Source organism: Actinosynnema sp. NPDC023794 (assembly GCF_040639675.1).
GTDB classification, from domain to species: Bacteria; Actinomycetota; Actinomycetes; order Mycobacteriales; family Pseudonocardiaceae; genus Actinosynnema; species Actinosynnema luteola.
Genome location: NZ_JBFAFR010000029.1, coordinates 80,484 through 98,258, shown reverse-complemented (window position 1 = coordinate 98,258; position 17,775 = coordinate 80,484). Strand labels below are relative to the sequence as shown.

Below are 17,775 nucleotides of genomic sequence, written 5' to 3'. Positions count from 1 at the left end.
CGGGCCCGGGACGACCGCTTCGGCGAGCGCCTAGCGCTTGGTGACCTTCAGGGTGACGGTCGTCGTGGATGAGGTGTGGTTGGCGTCGCCGTCGTAGACGACGGCCAGGTGCCAGCGGCCCGTGCCGAGGGTGGCCGTGTCGATGGCGATGGTGGCGCGGCCGTCCACCAGGGTGCCGCGGCCGACTTCCAGGTCTCCTCCGGAGATGATGCGGACGGTGCCGGTCGGGGTGTGCGGGCCGCCCCGGACCTCGACGCGGGCGTAGGCGTTGCCGCCCGGCTTGACCGCGTCACGGTTGAGGGTGGCGGTCGTCGTGCTCGCGTCGAAGGTCTCCCGGGGCACGGAGATCGTGTTCACCTGTTCGACGTGGCCGGCTTGGTCGACGGCCCGGTACCGCACCGTCGTGGCGACGTCGCCGAACGGCAGCGGCGAGGTGTAGGTCGTCCAGGCCGAGTCGCCGACCTGGTACTCGACCCGTGCGACGCCGGAGGTGTCGTCCGCGGCCGCGATGGACACGGACCGGGCCGTGCCGTGCCACGAAGCACGGCTGACCGGCGCCTGCGTGTCGACGTTGATCGACCTGGTCACCGGGCTCGACACGTTCCCGGTGACGTCGGTCGCCCTCGCCTGCACGGTGTGCCTGCCGTCGGTCAGCGTGACCACGTCGGTGGTCCGCCAGCCGCCGTCCACGGCGAGTTCGACCGACTGCACGCCGGTCTCGTCGGCGGCCGTGGCCTTCACCTCGACCGGAACGGTGAACCAGTCGCCGGTCGGCGACGCGGGCGTCGTGCTCAACGACACCGTCGGGTCGAGGCGGTCGGTCACGATGACCGTCACCGTCGCGCGGACGGCCTGGCCCGCCAACGTGCCCTCGACCCGGAACGAACCCCACGACCCGTACCGCGCCGGGTCCACGTCGGCCCAGTCGACCGCGGTCGCACGGGTCGAGCCGTCCGCGTAGGTGACGTCCACAGTGGACGGCAGCTCCGGAGCGACGCCCTCACGGGTGCGCACCGACACCGACGCGACCGACTTGGCCAGCAGGTTCGGCTGCATCGCCGCGCGCAGCGCGTCCAGCTCGGCCTGGCTGATCGGGATGACCGTGCCGTGCCGCGGGCTGCGCGGCAGCGCCGAGTCCGGCACCGACGTCCAGACACCGGAGGCGATGTCGTCGGTCCGGAACGCCAGGTAACCCTGACCACCGTGGTAGCTCGGCTGGTCGATCAGCATGTGCCAGCGGCCCGGCACGACGTTGTCGCGGAACACCGTCGGACCCTCGCCGCCGGTGAACGTCCCGCCCCACGGGTTGGGCTGGCCGACGCCGATGCGCTCGCGGACCAGGGACCACGGCGAGGACGTCGTGGTCGGCAGCGTCCCGGTGACCGTGGCCATCAGGTCGGTCGACTTCTCCTGCCGGACCGTCATGGACGCCTCGTCCTTGATGAACCGGTAGAACGTGTCGCCGTCGCGCACCACGGTCGCGTCGATCATGCCCAGACCGGTGCCCCGCTTGACGTCCACCCACGGCTTCGCCTCGCTGAACGTGCGGAAGTCGCGCGTGGTCGCGTACATCATGCGGTTGTAAGAGGTCCGGAAGTCGCGGGAGGTGACGTCGGTCGTCGGGTAGAGGTTCGACGCCCAGTAGACGACGTAGTCGCCCGACGCCTCGTCGTAGAACGCCTCGGGCGCCCAGGTGTTGCCGGCGAAGTCCGACGACACCTTGATCATCCGCTGCTCCGACCAGTGCACGAGGTCGGTGGACTCCCACACCATCAGGTGCTTGCTGCCGGACTCCTGCGCCTCGCTGAAGTTGTTGCCGCCGAAGATCTTCAGGTCGGTCGCCAGCAGGTAGAACTTGTCGCCCTCGTGCGACCGGATGAGGAACGGGTCGCGCAGCCCCTTCTCCCCCATGGTCGACGTGAGCACGGGACGGCCGTTGTTCAGCTCGTCCCACGACAGCGGGTCGTTGCCCTTCGACGCGGCGAAGTAGATCTTCTCGCCGTCGTCGGTGCTCTCACCGACGAAGTACGGGAAGAAGTACGCCTCGTGCGGCGCCGGGGCGGGCATCGGGAGCACGGTGACCGGGATCGTGCGGGTCGCCGTGCCGCCGTTCAGCGTGGCGGTGACGGTCAGGTCCACCGTCACCGGCTCGCTGCCCTGCGCGGGCCGGGTGACCTCGCCCGTGCCGGTCACGACGCTCTCGTCGGCCGACCGCCACGCCAGCGTCGCGCCGTGAGCTCCGGTCCTGGGCAGGGTGAGGTTGCCCCGGACGCCGTCGGCGTCGGTCACCGTGACGGCGTCGACCGCCGCCTGTGCCGTTTCTTCCATCGCGTACGAGGCCACCAGGGGTTCGGTCGCGTGGGCGGGCGCGGCGGTGAACCCGCCCGCCACGAGTGCGGCGCCCAGCAGTGCGAGGGTGGTCCGCTTCCGCAGTGCGATCTTCATCCCGTTCACCCTCTCCGCGGCTTGGTGATCCGCACGACCACGCTGGTCTGCGATGGGCTGTGCCCGCCGTCGCCGACGTAGCGCACGACGAGGGTGTGGTCACCGACGCTCAGGCCGCTGGTGACGAGCGACACCGTGGCGGTCCCGTTGGTCAAGGTCGCTGAGGCCAGGGGCACGGACGACTCCAGGATTCGGATCTCGCCGGTCGGCGTCGTGCCGCCGGAGGTGCTGCCGACCTTCACGGTCAGCGGGATGACGGCGCCCTTCTCGGCCTTCGGCTTCGACGGCGTCACCGTCGTCGTGGTCGACTTCAACTGCGCCTGCTTCGCCGGCACCACGACCGTTCCGGGCTGCTCCACGTTGCCCAGCCGGTCGACCGCGCGGAACTGCACCGCGGTCTCGGCGTCGCCGACCGTGACCGGAGCCGTGTACGGCTGCCAGTCGGCCGTGCCGATCCGGGTCTCGATCCGGTCGACGCCGACCCCGGAGTCCGCCGCGCGGACCGCGACGGTGCGCGCTGCGCCGTCCACGGTGGCGTTGGAGACCGGAGCGACGCCGTCGATGCCGAACGCCACGGGACGGACCACGCCGACGTTGCCCGCCGCGTCCACGGCGCGCACCTCCACGGTGTGCCGGCCGTCGCCGCTGACCTGGACCTCCGTGCCGGGCAGCCACGCGCCGCCGTCGACGCGGAACTCGATCCGGTCGAGCCGGCGGTCGTCGGTGGCGGTCGCGGACACGGTGACCGGGTCGCCGTACCAGCCGTTGACGGTCGTGCCGCGCAGCGTCACGTCGTCGACGACCGGAGCGACGCCGTCGGTGGTGCGCATCCGCAGGAACGTGATCGACTGCGCGGGGAAGTCGTAGCTGAAGTCGTCCGACAGCCCGCTGATCCGCCGGGTCGTGGGCACCACCTTGGTCGGGTCGGCCTTGGTGTTGGTGTCACCGGGCGCGCCGGTCATCTGGGTGACCTCGCCGTCGGGCAGCACGCCCGCGTCCGAGACCGTGACCCGCGTGCGGACGGTCTCGTCCGAGGTGTTGACCACCTTGGCCACGATGTCGCCGCTCGCCTCGTCCCGCGTGACGACCTGGAACAGCTTCTCGTCGGCGCCGGACTCGTAGGTCATCTGCAGCTCGCCGTTGAGGTACAGCGAGATGGTGTTGCCCGCGACGACGACCTTCACGCGGTAGGTCGCGCCGGTGTCCACGCTGTGGCCCTCGACCGACTTGACCTCGACCGCGCTGCCGCCGGAAGCCTTCTGCAGCACCGAGCGGGTGTTGTTCCAGCCGCCGAGGTTCCACCAGTAGAAGTCGTTGGTGGCCTTGGCGCCGAACCCGATGAGGAAGCCCTCGGCGCCGGCGGTCTTCTTGGCGTCGAGTTCCAGGGTGTAGTTCGTCCAGTTCTTCGCGTACGCGTCGTCGATGATGCTGCGCGCGTCCGTGGTCGTGGCGGACGACTGGACGTACTCGCCGTTGGCGACGCCCCAGCTGCCGGCGACCGGGTTCCACTGGTCGCCGTTCGCGAAGTCGTCGGAGAACAGCGTCTCGCCGTTGGCGTTGGACGTGACCTCGACGTTGTCGTAGGCCGCGGCGGTGTTCCAGGTGGACAGGAAGATGCCGCCGTTGACGACCGACTGGTTGACCGAGCCGGTGAAGGTGCTCGGCACGACCTCGTCACCGACGTTGTTGCCGAACATCTTCTGCACCTCCCAGTTGGGGGTGCTCCAGGACTCGTCGTTGTCGAACCAGATCGCGTCCGGGTTCCACTGCACGTACGACTCGTTGGACAGCAGCGGCGCGTAGGACGCCAACCGGACCACGTCGGCGTTGCGCTGCAGACCCGTCATGTACGACGCCTCGACCAGGGCGTTGCGGAACGTGTTGCCGCGCGAGGCGTACTCGCCCAGGAACACCTTGGGGCCGTTGCGGTCGTAGCTGTCGTAGCGGTGGTTGTTCAGCAGGAACCAGTCGGGGTCGTTGTAGTAGTGCTCGTCGACCATGTCGACGTTCTGGCGGCGGTTGTAGTCCCACAGGGTGTCGAACCGCGCGCCCGCGTCGTCCGGGCCGGAGTTGGAGATGATGGTGATCTCCGGGTGCCGCGCCTCGATGGCGTCCCGGAACGCCGGGAAGTTCGCCTCGAAGGTCGTGGTGTTCTCCTCGTTGCCCAAGCCGATCATCTCCAGCCCGAACGGCGCCGGGTGGCCGAGCGCGGCCCGCTTGGCGCCCCACTCGGTGGTGACGTCGCCGTTGGCGAACTCGATGAGGTCGAGGGTGTCGTCGACCCAGCGGGCGATCATCGCCGGGTCCTTCATCTCGGGGATGGTGCTGCCGCAGCCGTTGGCGCCGACCGACACCACGGGCAGCGGCTCGGCGCCGAGGTCCTCGGCGAACTCGAAGTACTCCAGGTAGCCGATGCCGTAGGACTGGTTGTAGCCCCAGAAGTTCCAGTTGGTCGGGCGCTCCTCGACCGCGCCGATGGTTTCCTTCCACTGGTAGGTGCGGCGGCGGTCGGTGTAGCCGCTCTCCTCGTAGGTGCGGAACGTGCCGACGTTGGTGACGCACCCGCCGGGGAAGCGCAGGAACGTCGGCTTCATCGCGGCGACCTTCTCGGCCAGGTCCTTGCGCAGGACCGACTTGCCGTTCACCGGGCCGACCCAGCGGTCCTGCGGCATGAGCGAGATCATGTCGAGCCCGACCACCGAGGCCGCGCCCGCGGTGACGACGAGCCGGGCCGCGTCGGTGGTGGCGGCGCCGGTGAGCGTCACCGGGTACTGCTTCCAGGTGTCCGAGCCGTCGACGGCCGCGGCGCCCTCGGCGTAGGTGACGGCTCCGTCGGCGCTGACGAGGCGGATGGCCAGGTTCTGGGCGGTCGTGGTGCGCGCCCAGACCGAGGCGTCGTACGTCGCGCCCGCCTTGACCGCGAAGCCGCGGTTGTAGCCGAGGTTGCGCAGGCCGTCGCCGGGACCGTCGGCGACCAGCCGGAAGTGGTTGCGGTTCATCGCGTTGAGCCGGGTGTCGTCGTCGACGACGAGCGCCTGCGGAGCCGCGCCGCCGCCGTTGACGACCTCCCAGCCGGTCATGCCGGTGAAGCTCTCGTTGTCCGAGGAGTTGAACTCGAACGACCGGTTGCGCACCAGCTCGGCGTAGAGGCCGCCGTCGGCGGCGTAGTTGATGTCCTCGTAGAAGATGCCGAACATCGTGTCGCTGATCTGCGCGGCGGCGGCGTCGCCGTCGATGGCCAGCTCGGCGTCGGACGTGCTGACCCGGGCGAGCTTGAAGCGGACGGCGGAGGCCTTGTCGCCGAACACCAGCGGGCCCGTGCCGCCCGCGTAGCCGGCGCCCTCGGCGTCGCGCAGGAACAGCTCGCCGCCCGCGGCGTCGGTCAGCCGCACGGGCGAGGCCGCGCCGCCGGTCTGGCCGAGCGCGAGGCGGCCGTCCGCGACGACGACCGGGCGGTCGCCCTCGGCGGTGCGCAGGTGGACCGTGCCGTCGGCTTGGGCGGCAGCGGTGAAGACCAGGGCGGACAGCGGCGGCTCGGGCGAGAGGGCCAGTCCGGCCTCGGTCTCGACCAGGTGGGCGCCGCCGGCGTCCTTGATCGAGAACGTGCCGTCGGGCCGGATGTCCCGGCCCGCGGCCGCGGTGACCCGGAAGTCGTCGAACGTGGCGGCGAGCGTCGTGCCGTCGAGCGCGCCGAAGGCGTAGACGCCGACCTGGGTCGTCTGGAACGCGGCGGTGACCGCCGAGGCGTCCACCCACGTCCCGGAGGCGTCCTTGTACCGGGTGGTGATGGTGTCGCCGACCCGCTGCAGCTGCAGCGTCTCGCCGGTCGAGCCCGGTCGGTCGACGAACCGCTCGGCGCGGAACGACGCGGCGGTCTCGACGTCGTTCTCGATCGCGATCCCGGACGGTGCCAGGGAGCCCACGAAGGTCAGGCCCGAGCGGACGTAGTTGTCCATGTCCTGCCAGGCGATCAGCCCGGCGCCCTGGTAGGTCTTGGCGACCTGGGCGCGCACGGTCACCTCGGCGGTGAAGTCGCCCGCCGGGATGTCGACCACGAACACGTTCCGCGCCGTGTTGACCGCCTGGTAGGTGTCACCGGTCTGGCCGGTGACCCGCAGGGATCCGTCGACGAGGGACCAGCCGCCCGGGTCCTCGTTGACGATCTCCCACTCGGGGCGCAGCGTCGTCGAGGCGAAGTCGTCGGTCCACGTCTCCCCTTCGACCGCCCCCGCGCTGGGGGCGGTCACCGCGGAGAGCGCGACCCCGAGGGTGACCGGCAGGGCCGCGGCCACCAGGGCGCTGATCCACCGTCGGCCTGGTCTTCCGACCGACCGCTGCGCTGTCGTCATGAGGGGTGCTCCACTCTGAGTTCCACCGCCGTAGGAAATGCCAGCGTTTCCACCGGGGAGTGTGAGCGTTAACAGAGAAGGTCGTCAAGAGATCGTTCACGGTGTTGGACACGCGCCCTGGACCGCACGAGGCACATGAGTGAGCGTTCACAAGTGTGACCGGTCTTATCGGCGCCGCGCCTGACGACCTCGGGCTCGGTCGTGGCGTCACGCCGCCGGCGGAGGTCGGGTCACACCGCCGCGGCCAGGTGGGCGAGCGCGGCGGATTCCTCCGTGCCCTCCTCGGCGCTGAAGACGTGCACGAGCAGGCCCGTCCCGCCGGACGTGGCGGGCACGTGGAGGGTCTCGTAGTCCAGCGTCAGGACTCCCGCCTCCGGGTGCCGGAGGCGCTTGCGACCGGCACCGCAGACCACCACCTCGCCACTGGCCCAGATCCGGCGGAAGTCGGGGCTGCGGGCGGACAGGTCGGTGATCAACCCGACCAGGTCGCGGTCGTCCGGGTAGCGGCCCGCGGCGACCCGCAGTTGGCCGACGGCTTCCGCGGCCCGGGCGTCCCAGTCCGGGTGGAGGGTGTGCGAGGCCGGGTCGAGGAACAGGTACCTGGCGTTGTTGCGGTCGCGGCGGGTGGGGTCGGACAAGCCGCCGAACAGCTCGCCGCCCAGGCTGTTCCACGCGACCACGTCGAGGCGGTGGTTCGTCACGAACGCCGGGAAGTCGCCCACCGCGGCCACGATCCGTCCCAGCAACGGGCTGACGCGGGCGCTCGGCGCGGCGCCGTGCCTGGCTTCGACCAAGGTGGTCAGGTGCGCGCGCTCGGCCGGGTCGAGGCCGAGCGCGCGGGCCAGCGAGTCCAGCACCTCGGGTGACGGCTGGGTCGCACGGCCCTGTTCCAGGCGCACGTAGTAGTCCACGCTGATGCCCGCCAGCTGGGCCAGCTCCTCGCGGCGCAGGCCGCGGACCCGTCGCCGACGGCCGGCGGCCAGGCCGACGTGCTCCGGAGCGACACGTGCCCGACGGGCGCGCAGGAACGCGCCCAGCGCACGCCGCGCGTCACCGATCCCCTCGACGTCCTCGGTGCGGTCGTCCACGCCGTCCATGCCTCCCAGTATTCCCTGGCCCTCGCGGTACCAGGACCGCCGGACCGCCGGACGCGCCGGGTGCTGGCTGCCGCGCCGCGGACCGGCGAACCTGGCGGCATGAGCACGAAGAAGATCCTCGTCGTCAGCGCGCACCCGGAACCGCGGTCCCTCAACGGCGCCCTGACCTCCTTCGCGATCGAGCACCTGCGCGCCGCCGGTCACGAAGTGCGGGTGTCCGACCTCTACGCGATGAAGTGGAAGTCGACCGTGGACGCCGACGACGTCCCCGACCACGCCGGTGACGGGCCGCTGGACGTGCTGGCCGCGCACGAGCACGCCACGCTGGCGGGTCGGCTGACCTCCGACGTCGCGGCCGAGCAGGAGAAGCTGCGCTGGTCGGACGCGGTCGTCCTGCAGTTCCCGATGTGGTGGTTCTCCTTCCCCGCGATCCTCAAGGGCTGGGTCGACCGCGTCTTCACCAACGGTTTCGCGCACGGCCCGGCAGTCCCACCGCCCTACACCGAGGGCTCCGCTTTGGGCGGACGGCGCGCGCTGCTGTCGGTGACGATCGGCGGCCGTGCGTCGGCGTTCACCGACCGGGGCGTCCACGGCGCGGTGGAGGACCTCCTCTTCCCGATCCAGCACGGCGTGCTGTGGTTCACCGGCCTGACACCGCTCGAACCGTTCGCGGTCTACGGCACGGTCGACCTGCCGGCGGAGGAGTACGCGGCGGCGCGGCGGGAGTACGGGCGTCGGCTGGACGGGCTCTTCACCGACGAGCCGGTTCCGTTCCGGTCGCTCGTCGACGACTACGACCGCGACATGCGGCTGCTGCCGGGCACGGAGGCGCCGGGGGCGACCGGGCTCGACCTCCACCGCCGGCCGTGAGACCTCCGGGACCCGTGGCAGGAAGGCGACAAGGGCCCGTCCGGCGGGGGTTCGGGTCAGCACGATGGCGGCATGGGACGAGTTCTTGGACTGTTGGCCGCCGGCACGGTGGCGGCCGGTGCGTTGGTCGGGGTGGCGCCGGGCTCGGTGGCCGCGGCGTGCGACATCCCGGCCCAGGTGTTGGACCTGCGCAGCTGGAAGATCCAGTTGCCGATCGGCGGGGAGGAGGACCCGGACGAGGTCAAGCAGCCCGCGTTGGCGAGCTACCGGGTCGACCCCTGGTTCGTGCCCGACGCCGGGTGTGGCGGGGTGCGGTTCCGGGCGGCGGTGAACGGGGTCACCACCAGCGGGTCGAACTACCCGCGGTCCGAGTTGCGGGAGATGAGCGGGACGCAGAACGCGGCCTGGTCGTCCACGTCCGGGACGCACGTGATGACCGTCGACCAGACCGTCACGCGGCTGCCGGACGACAAGCCGCACCTGGTCGTCGGGCAGATCCACGGCGGTGACGACGACGTCTCCGTGTTCCGCGTCGAGGGCAGCAAGCTCTACGTCACCAACGGCGACAACGCGCACTACAAGCTGGTGACCGACGACTTCCGGCTGAACACGCGGTTCCAGGTCAAGTTCGTCGTCTCCGGCGGGAAGATCAACGCCTACTACGACGGCGCGCCGGCGGCCACGTTGAGCGCGTCGTTCAGCACCGGCTACTTCAAGGCGGGCGCCTACACGCAGGCCAACTGCGGCAACTCCAGCCCGTGCAGCGCGGGCAACTACGGCGAGACGATCATCCACAAGGTGACGTTGGGCGAGGGCGCGCCCCAGCCCGAGCCCCCGACCGGCACGCCGCTGCCGGTCTCGGCGGTCACCGCGAGCGGGCACGACGGGAACGTGCCGGGCAACACCCTCGACGGCGACCTGGCCACCCGCTGGTCGGACGAGGGTGACGGCGTGTGGATCCGGTACGACCTCGGTTCGGCCCGCGCGGTCGGCGCGGTGAAGCTGGCCTGGCACAAGGGCGACACCCGGCGGCACGACTTCTTGATCCAGACGTCGACCGACGGGACCGGGTGGACCGACCGGTTCTCCGGCTCCAGCGCGGGCACGACGCTCCGGCCGGAGACCTACGACATCCCCGACACCTCGGCCCGCTACGTGCGCGTCGTCGGTCACGGCAACACCGGCAACGACTGGACGAGCATCACGGAGACGTCGATCCACCCGGCGGCCTGACCCTCGGGCGACGGACGGCGACGTGCCCGGTCGGCGAACACCGCCGGCCGGGCACGCGGGCGCCGTCCGCCCTCAGGCGCCCTTCTTCCACATGATGATCTGGAGGTAGTTGCCGTCGGGGTCGGCGAACGTGCCGAACGTGCCCGCCTCCCGGTCCGCGATCGAGATCCACTCCACGCCGGCCGCGTTCAGCTGGGCCCGCGCGGCGTCGAAGTCCTCGACGTGGAAGTTCACGATCACGCGTCCCGGCTCGTCGTTCTCGGTGGCGACGTCGTCGCGACCGTCGACGACCAGCAGGAAGCCGCCCAGGTCGATCGGGCCGTCACCGGTGGATTCCGGCGCCAGCGCCTTGACGTACCACGCCCGCAGCTCGGCGGGACGGGTCGTGCCGAGCACCATGCTGCCGGGCTTGAGCGTCGTCATGTCGAAATCCCTCGTGTTCGTGGAAGAGCTGACGCCGGGTGTCAGGCGACCGCCGCCACGGCCTCCCGGGCCGAGGTGCGGCCCTCCTCGTCGCGGCGACGGAGCCCGAACCGGATGAGGGCCACGCTCACGAGCGTCACCGCCACGTTCACCGCCAGCGCGAGGTGGCTGCCTGCCAACCGGTCGGCCTGCGTGGCGGCGACCGCGACCATGATCGGCGCGCCGACGGTGACGGCCACCTGCTGCGTCATCGAGGTCAGGCCGGTCGCCAGGCCCTGCTCGTCGTCCGGCAGGCCCGAGGTGCCGATCACCGTGTACGCCACGATGCACGCGACGTGCGCGAAGAACCCGAGGAACAGCGCGGGCGCCAGCAGCACCGGCCCCAGCCTGCTCGCGCCGAGGAACACCAGCGGCAGGATCGTCAGGGCTTGCAGGGCCAACGCCGCGGTCAGGACGTTCCGGGCGCCGTGCTTGCCGATGAGCCGACCGGCGACAGGACCCGCGAACACGGCCGCGAGGCCGGGGACGCCGAAGACGAGGCCCGTGATCACCGGGGTGAACTCCAGCACGTCCTGGAGGTGGAGCGTCATCAGGAAGATCATGCCGGTCTCCATGGAGAAGATCACGAGACCCGCGTAGTTGCCCCACAACACCGTGCGCTTCTTGAGGATGCGCACCGGCGCCAGTGGCGCGGACGACCGCGACTCGACCACCCAGAAAACGCCCAGCAGCACCACGCCGAGGACGGCGGCCACGAGGCTGCTCTCGATGATCGCGTACACCACCGCCAGCAGACCTCCGGTGACCATCACCGCGCCCGGCACGTCGAGCTGCTGCCGCCGCGGCGTCCGGCTCTCGCCGATCAGCAGGGGCGTGGCGATCAGGATGGCGAGGGCGAACGGGATGTTGACGAAGAACGCGGCCCGCCAGCTCAGCAGGCTGACGAGGATGCCGCCGAGCAGCGCGCCCGCCGTGAAGCCGCCGGAGAGGATCGCGCCGTTGAGGCCGAGGGCGCGGGCCCGCGCCTCGCCCTCGGGGAACGTCGTGGTGATGAGCGACAGCCCCGCCGGAATGGCCATGGCGGTGGAGAGGCCCTGCAACGCGCGGGCGGCCAGCAGCATCTCCGGGTTGGTCGCGAAACCGCCGAGCAGCGATGCCGCGGCCAGCAGGACCTGGCCCGCGAGGAACAGCTTGCGCCGGCCGTACAGGTCCGCCAACCGACCGGACAGCAGCATGAAACCGGCCGCGGGCAGCGTGTACGCGGACACGATCCACGGCAGCTGGGTCAGTCCCATGTCGACGCCGGCGCCGACCTGCGGCAGGGCGACGTTCAGGATCGAGTAGTCGGCGGCGAACACGAAGGCGGCTCCGAGCAGGACGAGGAGGACCAGCCGCTGCCTGCCGCTGAACCGCGGCGGGGAGGACGTCTCGGCAGTCACGATGCGATCCCTTTCTCGGGGTTGTCCCCCGGTGTCGTGGTGCGGCCGTGATTCGCGGCCAAGGCCGGGCCGCTCGGCGGTTCACGGCGGGACCGGGTCCGAACGCCCGGCCGACGCGCTGCTCTCACGCCTCGGCGGCCCGCTTGACGACGGCCAACCGGCGGTCCCAGCCGGTCGCGAGCGCGGACATCCACCGCGTGGTGGCGTCCAGCCCGGCGGGTCGCGGCGAGTACCTGACCTCACGTCCGGCCCGGTGGCCGACGACGAGCCCGGCGGCCTCCAGGACGGCGAGGTGCTTGACGATCGCCTGCCGGGAGACGGGCAGCCGCCCGGCGAGCGTCGTCGCGGTGACCGCGTCCCGCGCGGCGAGCAGGTCGAGCAGCAGGCGGCGGGTGGGGTCGGCCAGCGCGACCAGGACGTCGCCGACCTCCACCGCGCCGTCCGGTTCCGCTGTCACACGGTCGACTCCTCGACGCGCTTCCTCGACGCGTCGAGCACCTGCGGCCAGCCGGCTGCGTTGTCGTCGATCGTCCGCGCGCGCACGTCCTCGGACACCGCCAGCGCGGCGAACCCGCTCTCGACCACGGTGAGGCGGGTCTTGCCGCCCTCGGCGGACAGCGTGAACTCCACCAGGGTGCTGTTGCCCTCGGTCAGCTCCTGCCCGGGGAAGGCGGGGGCCCAGCGGTACGCGACGTACGAGTGCGGCTCGACCTTCACCACGCGCACCGGGAAGTCGCCGTGCTCGGAGTTCCTGGCCACCACCGACTCGCCTTCGACGGCGGTGGTGGCCTCCAGGCCCTCCGGGTCGGCCACCCAGAAGCCCGGTGCGGACACCAGCGACCAGACGCGCTCGACGGAGGCGTCGATCAGCGTGTCGCGCTCGATCCGGTCTTCGCTCATGGGGGAGCTCCTTCGGGTGCGGTCGTTAGGTGCAACCAGATGGTTGCACGCCGGCTTACTGTCGTGCAACCCGCTAGTTGCACGACATCACGGCACAGGCGACGGCCGGACGTCGGGCACGCACCGGCGGATGAGGGCGCCGGAGTAGGCGACCACCCACGCCACCCACAGCAGCCAGCCGGTGAGGCCCAGGAGTCCGAGCGCTCCCGGGCTGCCGATGACGAGCGGGGTCAGGGTGGCCGAGGTGAACAGCAGCGCGGCCGACAGCAGGCCGAGCCGGGCTTGCCACACCGGGACGAGGCCGGCGTGCCGCCCGCCGACGGAGAAGCCGAGCAGTGCCAACGCCAGGAACACGCCGTTGAGCGTGAACAGGGCGTCGTGCAGGGACCAGAGGGCGCCGCCGGGGTCGTCGGCCACCGCCAGGCGGAGTGCGGTCACGCCGGCGAACGCGCCGTTCTGCAGCAGCACGCCGGCGAACCCGACCAGCGACCACGCCTCGCCGCGTCCGCGGTCGGACCGCCACAGCGCCGCCACAGCGCCCGCGGCGAAGACGGTGGACAGCGCCCAGGCCGCCGGGGTCAGGGCGGACCCGACGCCGACGACCCCCCGGTTGGCCGAGAAGTAGGCGATGACCTCCGCGGCGTCCGCGCCGGTCTTCGGCAGGCCGGTGGGCACCATGATGACGTTGGCCAGGACGATCAGGGCGGCGAAGCCGAGGCCGGAGAAGCCCGCGATGCGCCCGAACGTGCTGGTCGACGGCAGTTCGGACGCTTTGGTTTTAGTTGACATATAATCAATATAGCTACACTCAAGAGGTGGACGTGGGCGAGACGGGCAAGCGTCGGTACGACTCGTTGCGGCGGGTCGCGCAGGCGCGGGAGACGCGGGCCGAGATCGCGCGTGCGGCGCGCAGGCTCTTCGTCGCGCACGGGTGGGCCGCGACGACCGTGCGCGCGGTGGCCGAGGAGGCGAAGGTCTCGGTTCCCACGGTGTACGCGGCGTACGGCGACAAAGCGGGGCTCGTGCGGGCCGTCGCCGAGGCGGCGGACATCTCCGCCGACCCGATGGCGACGCTGGCCGTGCTGGAGGACGCGTCAGCCGGTCCGGCGCGGCAGCTCGCCGCGATGGCGGCCTACGACCGGCGGCTGTTCGAGCGCTCGGGTGACGTCATCGCGCTCGTGCGCGAGGCGGGCCGGACCGAGCCCGCGCTGGCGGCGGCGTACGAGGAGGGTCGCCGGGGCGGCGACGACACCCGCGCCCAGGTGTTCTCGTCCTGGCCGGACGGCACCCTGCGGTCCGGTGTGGACGTGCGGTCGGCCGTCGACGTCTACGCGGCGCTGTGCAACATCGACGTCTACACGACGCTGACCGTCGAGCGGGCCTGGCGCCCCGACCGGGTGGAGCGGTGGTGGGGCGAGGCCCTGGCGCGCGAGCTCCTCGCCGGGTGAGGTCGGTCAGGACTGGTCGAGGTGGGTGTTCCAGACCTCGGCCGCCTGCTCGTGGGAGTCGACGCCGGCGAAGAACGCCTCGGCGAGCGTGTCGTAGTCCTGGTCCGCGAAACCCGTGACCTCGATGATCTGCAAGCGGTACACGGTGAACGGCGTCGTGTCCGTCGGCGGGGAGTACGGGACGGCCAGCTCCATCGCGCCCGGCATCAGGCCGTGTTCCACCGCGCGCACGATCAGGGCGTCGGTGCGGCCCCAGTCCATGGCGAGGTACGCGTCGGCGACCATGACGGCACGGGTGGCGCCGTGTTCGTTGGCCTCCAACGCTTCCTGGGCGGCCTGCGCGGACCGACCGACGTCGTCCAGCACGTAGCGGTCCATGCCTCGTTCGCCATCGGGCTGCTCGTAGCCGATGAGCGGGATCAGGGTTTCGCCCTCCGAGACGCTCCAGACGCCGTGGGCGGCGAAGAAACCGGCCAGGGCCGCGGTGTCGATCATGGCCGACAGTATGCCGACGCGACCGCGGCGTTCGGGGCTGTTCGGCGGATCCGGCCGGCGCTCGGCACCGGGGCACGTCGGGGCTCCGCGTCCACCTCGACCGGCGCGGTGGAAACCTTGAGTCTCCGGTAAGGGGAGACGCGAGGGTGGTGGACATGGACGGCGACGCGGTCTTCCCGATCGGTGAGCTGGCTCGGCGGACCGGGCTGACGGTCAAGGCGATCCGGTTCTACTCCGACGAGGGGATCGTGCCGCCGACCGGTCGCAGCCCGGCCGGTTACCGGCTCTACGACCACGACGCCGTGGCCCGCCTGGACCTCCTGCGGACGTTGCGCGAGCTCGGACTCGACCTGCCGACGATCCGGCGGGTCCTGGACCGGGAGCTCACGCTGGCCGAGGTGGCGGCGGCGCACGCGGAGGCGCTGGCGGCGCGGATCGGCGTGCTCCGACTGCGCCGGGCGGTGCTGACGATCGTGGCGGAGCGCGGGGCCGGCCCCGAGGAGATGGGTCTCATGAACGAATTGGCCAAGCTTTCCGAAGAGGGGCGCCGACAGCTCGTCGACGACTTCCTCGACCGCGCGTTCGGCGACCTGGCGGAGGACCCGGCGTTCGCGGGGGTCATGCGGTCCATGACGCCGGAGCTGCCCGAGGAGCCGGAGGTCGCGCAGGTCGAGGCCTGGGTGGAGCTGGCGCGGCTCGCGCAGGACCCGAACTTCCAGGCGTGCGTGCGACGGCTGGTCGAGCACCAGGCCCTGGTGCGCGACGGCCTGCGGCGCCATCCGGCGGCGGTGGTCCGCGACGCGGTGGGTCCGGCGTTGGCCGCCGGGGTCGAGCCGACGTCGGCCGAGGCCGGTCGGGTCGTCGCCGAGGTCCTGGCACGGGTGCCGCACGTGCCGGCCGACCGGTTGGCGGCGCTGCTGGAGGCCGCGAACGACCCCCGCCGTGAGCGGTACCTGCGGCTGCTGGCCGTGGTCAACGGGTGGCGGGCGCCGGAGAGCGCGGCGCCCGCGTTCGACTGGTTCCTCCGCGCCCTGGGTCACGAGGCGGCCGGCGTCGGGTGGCGCTCCTCGCCGCCCACGTGAATCGGCGGGCGGGGTCGAAGGTGCTGGTTGTGCGCGTCGTGCGACTGCGGTAGAAGTTGACATCAGTGTCAGGTCCAAGTCGCGCGGGGTGTGGCATGCGGATCGGTGAGCTGGCCGGGCGCACGGGGGTGAGCGTGCGCTCGTTGCGGTACTACGAGCAGCAAGGGCTGTTGACGGCCGACCGCACCACCGGCGGCCACCGCGAGTACCCCGAACGCGCGGTCGACCGGGTCATCCGCATCCAGGAGCTGTTCGCCGCCGGGCTGAGCAGCAAGAAGATCGCGCTGATGCTGCCGTGCATGCGGGACGCGGACGGCGGGCCGTCCGAGATCGCCACGCCACGGCTGGTGGACGACCTCACCGCCGAACGCGGCCGCATCGACCGGATGATCGGCGAGCTGGTGCGGTCGCGGGACGTGCTGGACGAGGTGATCGACGCGGCGTCGGGACGGCGGTGACGACTACACCGCCGGCGCCGCGTCGATCTTCCGGTCGGTGGTGGCGGACAGGCCGACGAGCGTCACGAGCGACACCGCCGTCATGATCACGAAGACCGCCCGGAGGCCGAACGCCGCGCCGAGCGGCATGGTGCCCCAGGCGACCAGGCGGTAGGCGCTGTTCACCCGGCCGAGCAGGCGGTCCGGTGTCACGTGCTGCCGCAACGAGACCGCGACCACGTTGAGCACCGCGATCCCGCCGCCCGCCACCGCGAACGCCGCCGCGACCAGCAGGCTGCCGGCGGCCGGGGTGACGAGGAGCAGGCCGAACACCTGTCCGGTCAGGCCCATCGCCGAACCGGGCCCGACGGCGTAGAGGACGAAGACCGCGCCCGACGCGGTGTTGGCGATGTTGAAGAGCCCGACCATGACGGCGAGGGCACGCAACACGCGGTGGCGCAGCAGGAAGCGCAGCCTTCGCCGATGTCCGCGCGCAGGGTGGTGCGGTGCTCGCGGTGGACCTTGAACGTGCCCCGGACCGACCACAGGACGGCCAGGGCCACCAGCCAGAGGGCGGTGAGCTCGACGGCGAGCAGGCGGGCGTTGGCGCGGGGCAGCCGGTCGCGGTCGACCAGTTGCGGCAGCAGGGATCGCGCCGAGGTGTCGTAGAGCGTCTCGGCGATGCCGGCGGCGAAGGCGATGGCGTACAGGAACCAGGTGCTCGCCCAGCCCGACGCCACGGCGGCGGCGAGCACGGCCGGCAGCACGGCCCTGGCGGTGTTCGCCCGGATCACGGTGCGGCGGCGGTCGAGGCGGTCGGTCAGCGCGCCCGCCGGCAGCGCGAACACCAGCCCCGCCACCAGTGTCGGTTCGCGGGTGGTCTGGACGGCGACCAGCGGCAGGACGACCTTGAACGTGCCGTCGGCGAGGTTCGACAGGCCGGAGGACGTCCAGAGGCGCCAGAAGCCGGTACCGGCGGAAACCATTGGTGGAGTTTTCCCCATCGGTTCGTTTCCCCATCGGTCCGTTAGGTTGGGCGGCATGGCTGATCGGCGACGGCGTCCGGCGACCGTCGAGGAGACGAAAGCGCTGGCCCACCCGTTGCGGTTGCGGATCCTGCGGCTGTGCGCGCACCAGGAGTTGACCAACAAGCAGTTGGCCGAGCGGTTGGGCCGCGACCCCGGAACCGTGCTGTACCACGTGCGGCAGCTCGCGGCGGCGGGGTTCCTGGAGCCCGGCGAGGTGCGCACGGGCGCGAGCGGCGCGCTGGAGAAGCCCTACCGCTCGACCGGCGTGTCGTGGTGGCTGGACGGCCCGCTGGTGGACGGCGGCGCGACAATGGCGCCGGTGGAGGCGTTCCAGGAGGAGTTGCGGGAGGCCGGGCCGGAGTCGGTGCGGACCTACGCGCGGTTCGCGCTGCACCTGTCGCCGGAGGACGTGGTGGAGCTGGAGCGCCGCATCGGCGCCGTGCTGGACGAGTACGTGGCCACCGACGACGAACGCCGCCACCTGCCGCTGCACGGCGGGATCGTCGTCGTGCACCGGCTGGAGGAGTAG

The 17,775-nt window shown here is 71.8% G+C and carries 17 protein-coding genes; 6 read left to right on the top strand and 11 right to left on the bottom strand.

The genetic code is table 11. From position 1 onward, the window contains the following. Nucleotides 1–30: 30 nt before the first annotated feature. The 3 genes from AB0H12_RS36410 to AB0H12_RS36400 all read right to left on the bottom strand — a co-directional run bounded on the left by AB0H12_RS36410 (nt 31) and on the right by AB0H12_RS36400 (nt 7,891). A complete protein-coding gene (locus AB0H12_RS36410; RefSeq protein WP_499629080.1) occupies nt 31–2,445 on the bottom strand; it encodes an OmpL47-type beta-barrel domain-containing protein in 2,415 nt (804 codons plus the stop codon). A gap of 5 nt (nt 2,446–2,450) precedes the next feature. Continuing rightward, on the bottom strand, nt 2,451–6,794 hold the full coding sequence (locus tag AB0H12_RS36405; RefSeq protein ID WP_499629078.1) for an alpha-L-arabinofuranosidase family protein: 4,344 nt from the start codon (nt 6,792–6,794) through the stop codon (nt 2,451–2,453). Nucleotides 6,795–7,024: 230 nt separating this feature from the next. Next, nucleotides 7,025–7,891 (bottom strand): helix-turn-helix transcriptional regulator, encoded by an 867-nt coding sequence (locus tag AB0H12_RS36400; RefSeq protein ID WP_499629076.1) that lies wholly within the window; start codon nt 7,889–7,891, stop codon nt 7,025–7,027. A 99-nt stretch (nt 7,892–7,990) separates the two neighbouring features. Between AB0H12_RS36400 and AB0H12_RS36395 the strand changes: the two genes are divergently transcribed. Both AB0H12_RS36395 and AB0H12_RS36390 read left to right on the top strand, forming a co-directional pair. Next, a complete protein-coding gene (locus tag AB0H12_RS36395) occupies nt 7,991–8,761 on the top strand; it encodes an NAD(P)H-dependent oxidoreductase (RefSeq protein ID WP_499629074.1) in 771 nt (256 codons plus the stop codon). A gap of 72 nt (nt 8,762–8,833) precedes the next feature. Next, nucleotides 8,834–9,994: a polysaccharide lyase family 7 protein gene (locus AB0H12_RS36390; RefSeq protein ID WP_499629073.1), complete on the top strand. Its 1,161-nt coding sequence runs from the start codon at nt 8,834–8,836 to the stop codon at nt 9,992–9,994. A gap of 72 nt (nt 9,995–10,066) precedes the next feature. Here the strand turns inward: AB0H12_RS36390 and AB0H12_RS36385 are convergent, their stop codons facing one another. The 5 genes from AB0H12_RS36385 to AB0H12_RS36365 all read right to left on the bottom strand — a co-directional run bounded on the left by AB0H12_RS36385 (nt 10,067) and on the right by AB0H12_RS36365 (nt 13,545). Further along, on the bottom strand, nt 10,067–10,417 hold the full coding sequence (locus AB0H12_RS36385; protein WP_499629071.1) for a VOC family protein: 351 nt from the start codon (nt 10,415–10,417) through the stop codon (nt 10,067–10,069). A gap of 41 nt (nt 10,418–10,458) precedes the next feature. Then, a complete protein-coding gene (locus AB0H12_RS36380) occupies nt 10,459–11,856 on the bottom strand; it encodes an MFS transporter (protein ID WP_499629068.1) in 1,398 nt (465 codons plus the stop codon). A gap of 124 nt (nt 11,857–11,980) precedes the next feature. Continuing rightward, nucleotides 11,981–12,313, bottom strand: a complete 333-nt coding sequence (locus tag AB0H12_RS36375; RefSeq protein WP_499629066.1) for an ArsR/SmtB family transcription factor — start codon at nt 12,311–12,313, stop codon at nt 11,981–11,983. Further along, nucleotides 12,310–12,756, bottom strand: coding sequence for an SRPBCC domain-containing protein (locus AB0H12_RS36370; RefSeq protein WP_499629064.1), 447 nt, complete (start codon nt 12,754–12,756; stop codon nt 12,310–12,312). Before AB0H12_RS36370 ends, AB0H12_RS36375 begins: the two co-directional genes overlap by 4 nt. 87 nt (nt 12,757–12,843) lie before the next feature. Beyond that, nucleotides 12,844–13,545 carry a hypothetical protein gene (locus tag AB0H12_RS36365; protein ID WP_499629062.1) on the bottom strand — a complete coding sequence of 234 codons (702 nt, stop codon included), beginning with the start codon at nt 13,543–13,545 and terminating at the stop codon, nt 12,844–12,846. A 26-nt stretch (nt 13,546–13,571) separates the two neighbouring features. Between AB0H12_RS36365 and AB0H12_RS36360 the strand changes: the two genes are divergently transcribed. Beyond that, nucleotides 13,572–14,204 carry a TetR/AcrR family transcriptional regulator gene (locus tag AB0H12_RS36360; RefSeq protein ID WP_499629060.1) on the top strand — a complete coding sequence of 211 codons (633 nt, stop codon included), beginning with the start codon at nt 13,572–13,574 and terminating at the stop codon, nt 14,202–14,204. A 6-nt stretch (nt 14,205–14,210) separates the two neighbouring features. Here the strand turns inward: AB0H12_RS36360 and AB0H12_RS36355 are convergent, their stop codons facing one another. Next, the gene (locus AB0H12_RS36355) at nt 14,211–14,699 is read right to left on the bottom strand and encodes a hypothetical protein (RefSeq protein ID WP_499629059.1); all 489 of its coding nucleotides are present in this window, start codon (nt 14,697–14,699) and stop codon (nt 14,211–14,213) included. Nucleotides 14,700–14,854: 155 nt separating this feature from the next. On the opposite strand from AB0H12_RS36355, the gene AB0H12_RS36350 reads away from it, so the two are divergent. Both AB0H12_RS36350 and AB0H12_RS36345 read left to right on the top strand, forming a co-directional pair. Beyond that, a complete protein-coding gene (locus tag AB0H12_RS36350; protein WP_499629056.1) occupies nt 14,855–15,781 on the top strand; it encodes a MerR family transcriptional regulator in 927 nt (308 codons plus the stop codon). Between the two features lie 95 nt (nt 15,782–15,876). Next, the gene (locus AB0H12_RS36345) at nt 15,877–16,239 is read left to right on the top strand and encodes a MerR family transcriptional regulator (protein ID WP_499629054.1); all 363 of its coding nucleotides are present in this window, start codon (nt 15,877–15,879) and stop codon (nt 16,237–16,239) included. 3 nt (nt 16,240–16,242) lie between these two features. Here the strand turns inward: AB0H12_RS36345 and AB0H12_RS36340 are convergent, their stop codons facing one another. Both AB0H12_RS36340 and AB0H12_RS36335 read right to left on the bottom strand, forming a co-directional pair. Continuing rightward, nucleotides 16,243–16,647, bottom strand: a complete 405-nt coding sequence (locus AB0H12_RS36340) for a hypothetical protein (protein WP_499629053.1) — start codon at nt 16,645–16,647, stop codon at nt 16,243–16,245. Further along, nucleotides 16,560–17,204: an MFS transporter gene (locus AB0H12_RS36335; protein ID WP_499629051.1), complete on the bottom strand. Its 645-nt coding sequence runs from the start codon at nt 17,202–17,204 to the stop codon at nt 16,560–16,562. Before AB0H12_RS36335 ends, AB0H12_RS36340 begins: the two co-directional genes overlap by 88 nt. Before the next feature lie 55 nt (nt 17,205–17,259). Here AB0H12_RS36335 and AB0H12_RS36330 point away from each other — a divergent pair, with 55 nt between their 5' ends. Further along, nucleotides 17,260–17,775, top strand: a complete 516-nt coding sequence (locus AB0H12_RS36330; RefSeq protein WP_499629049.1) for an ArsR/SmtB family transcription factor — start codon at nt 17,260–17,262, stop codon at nt 17,773–17,775.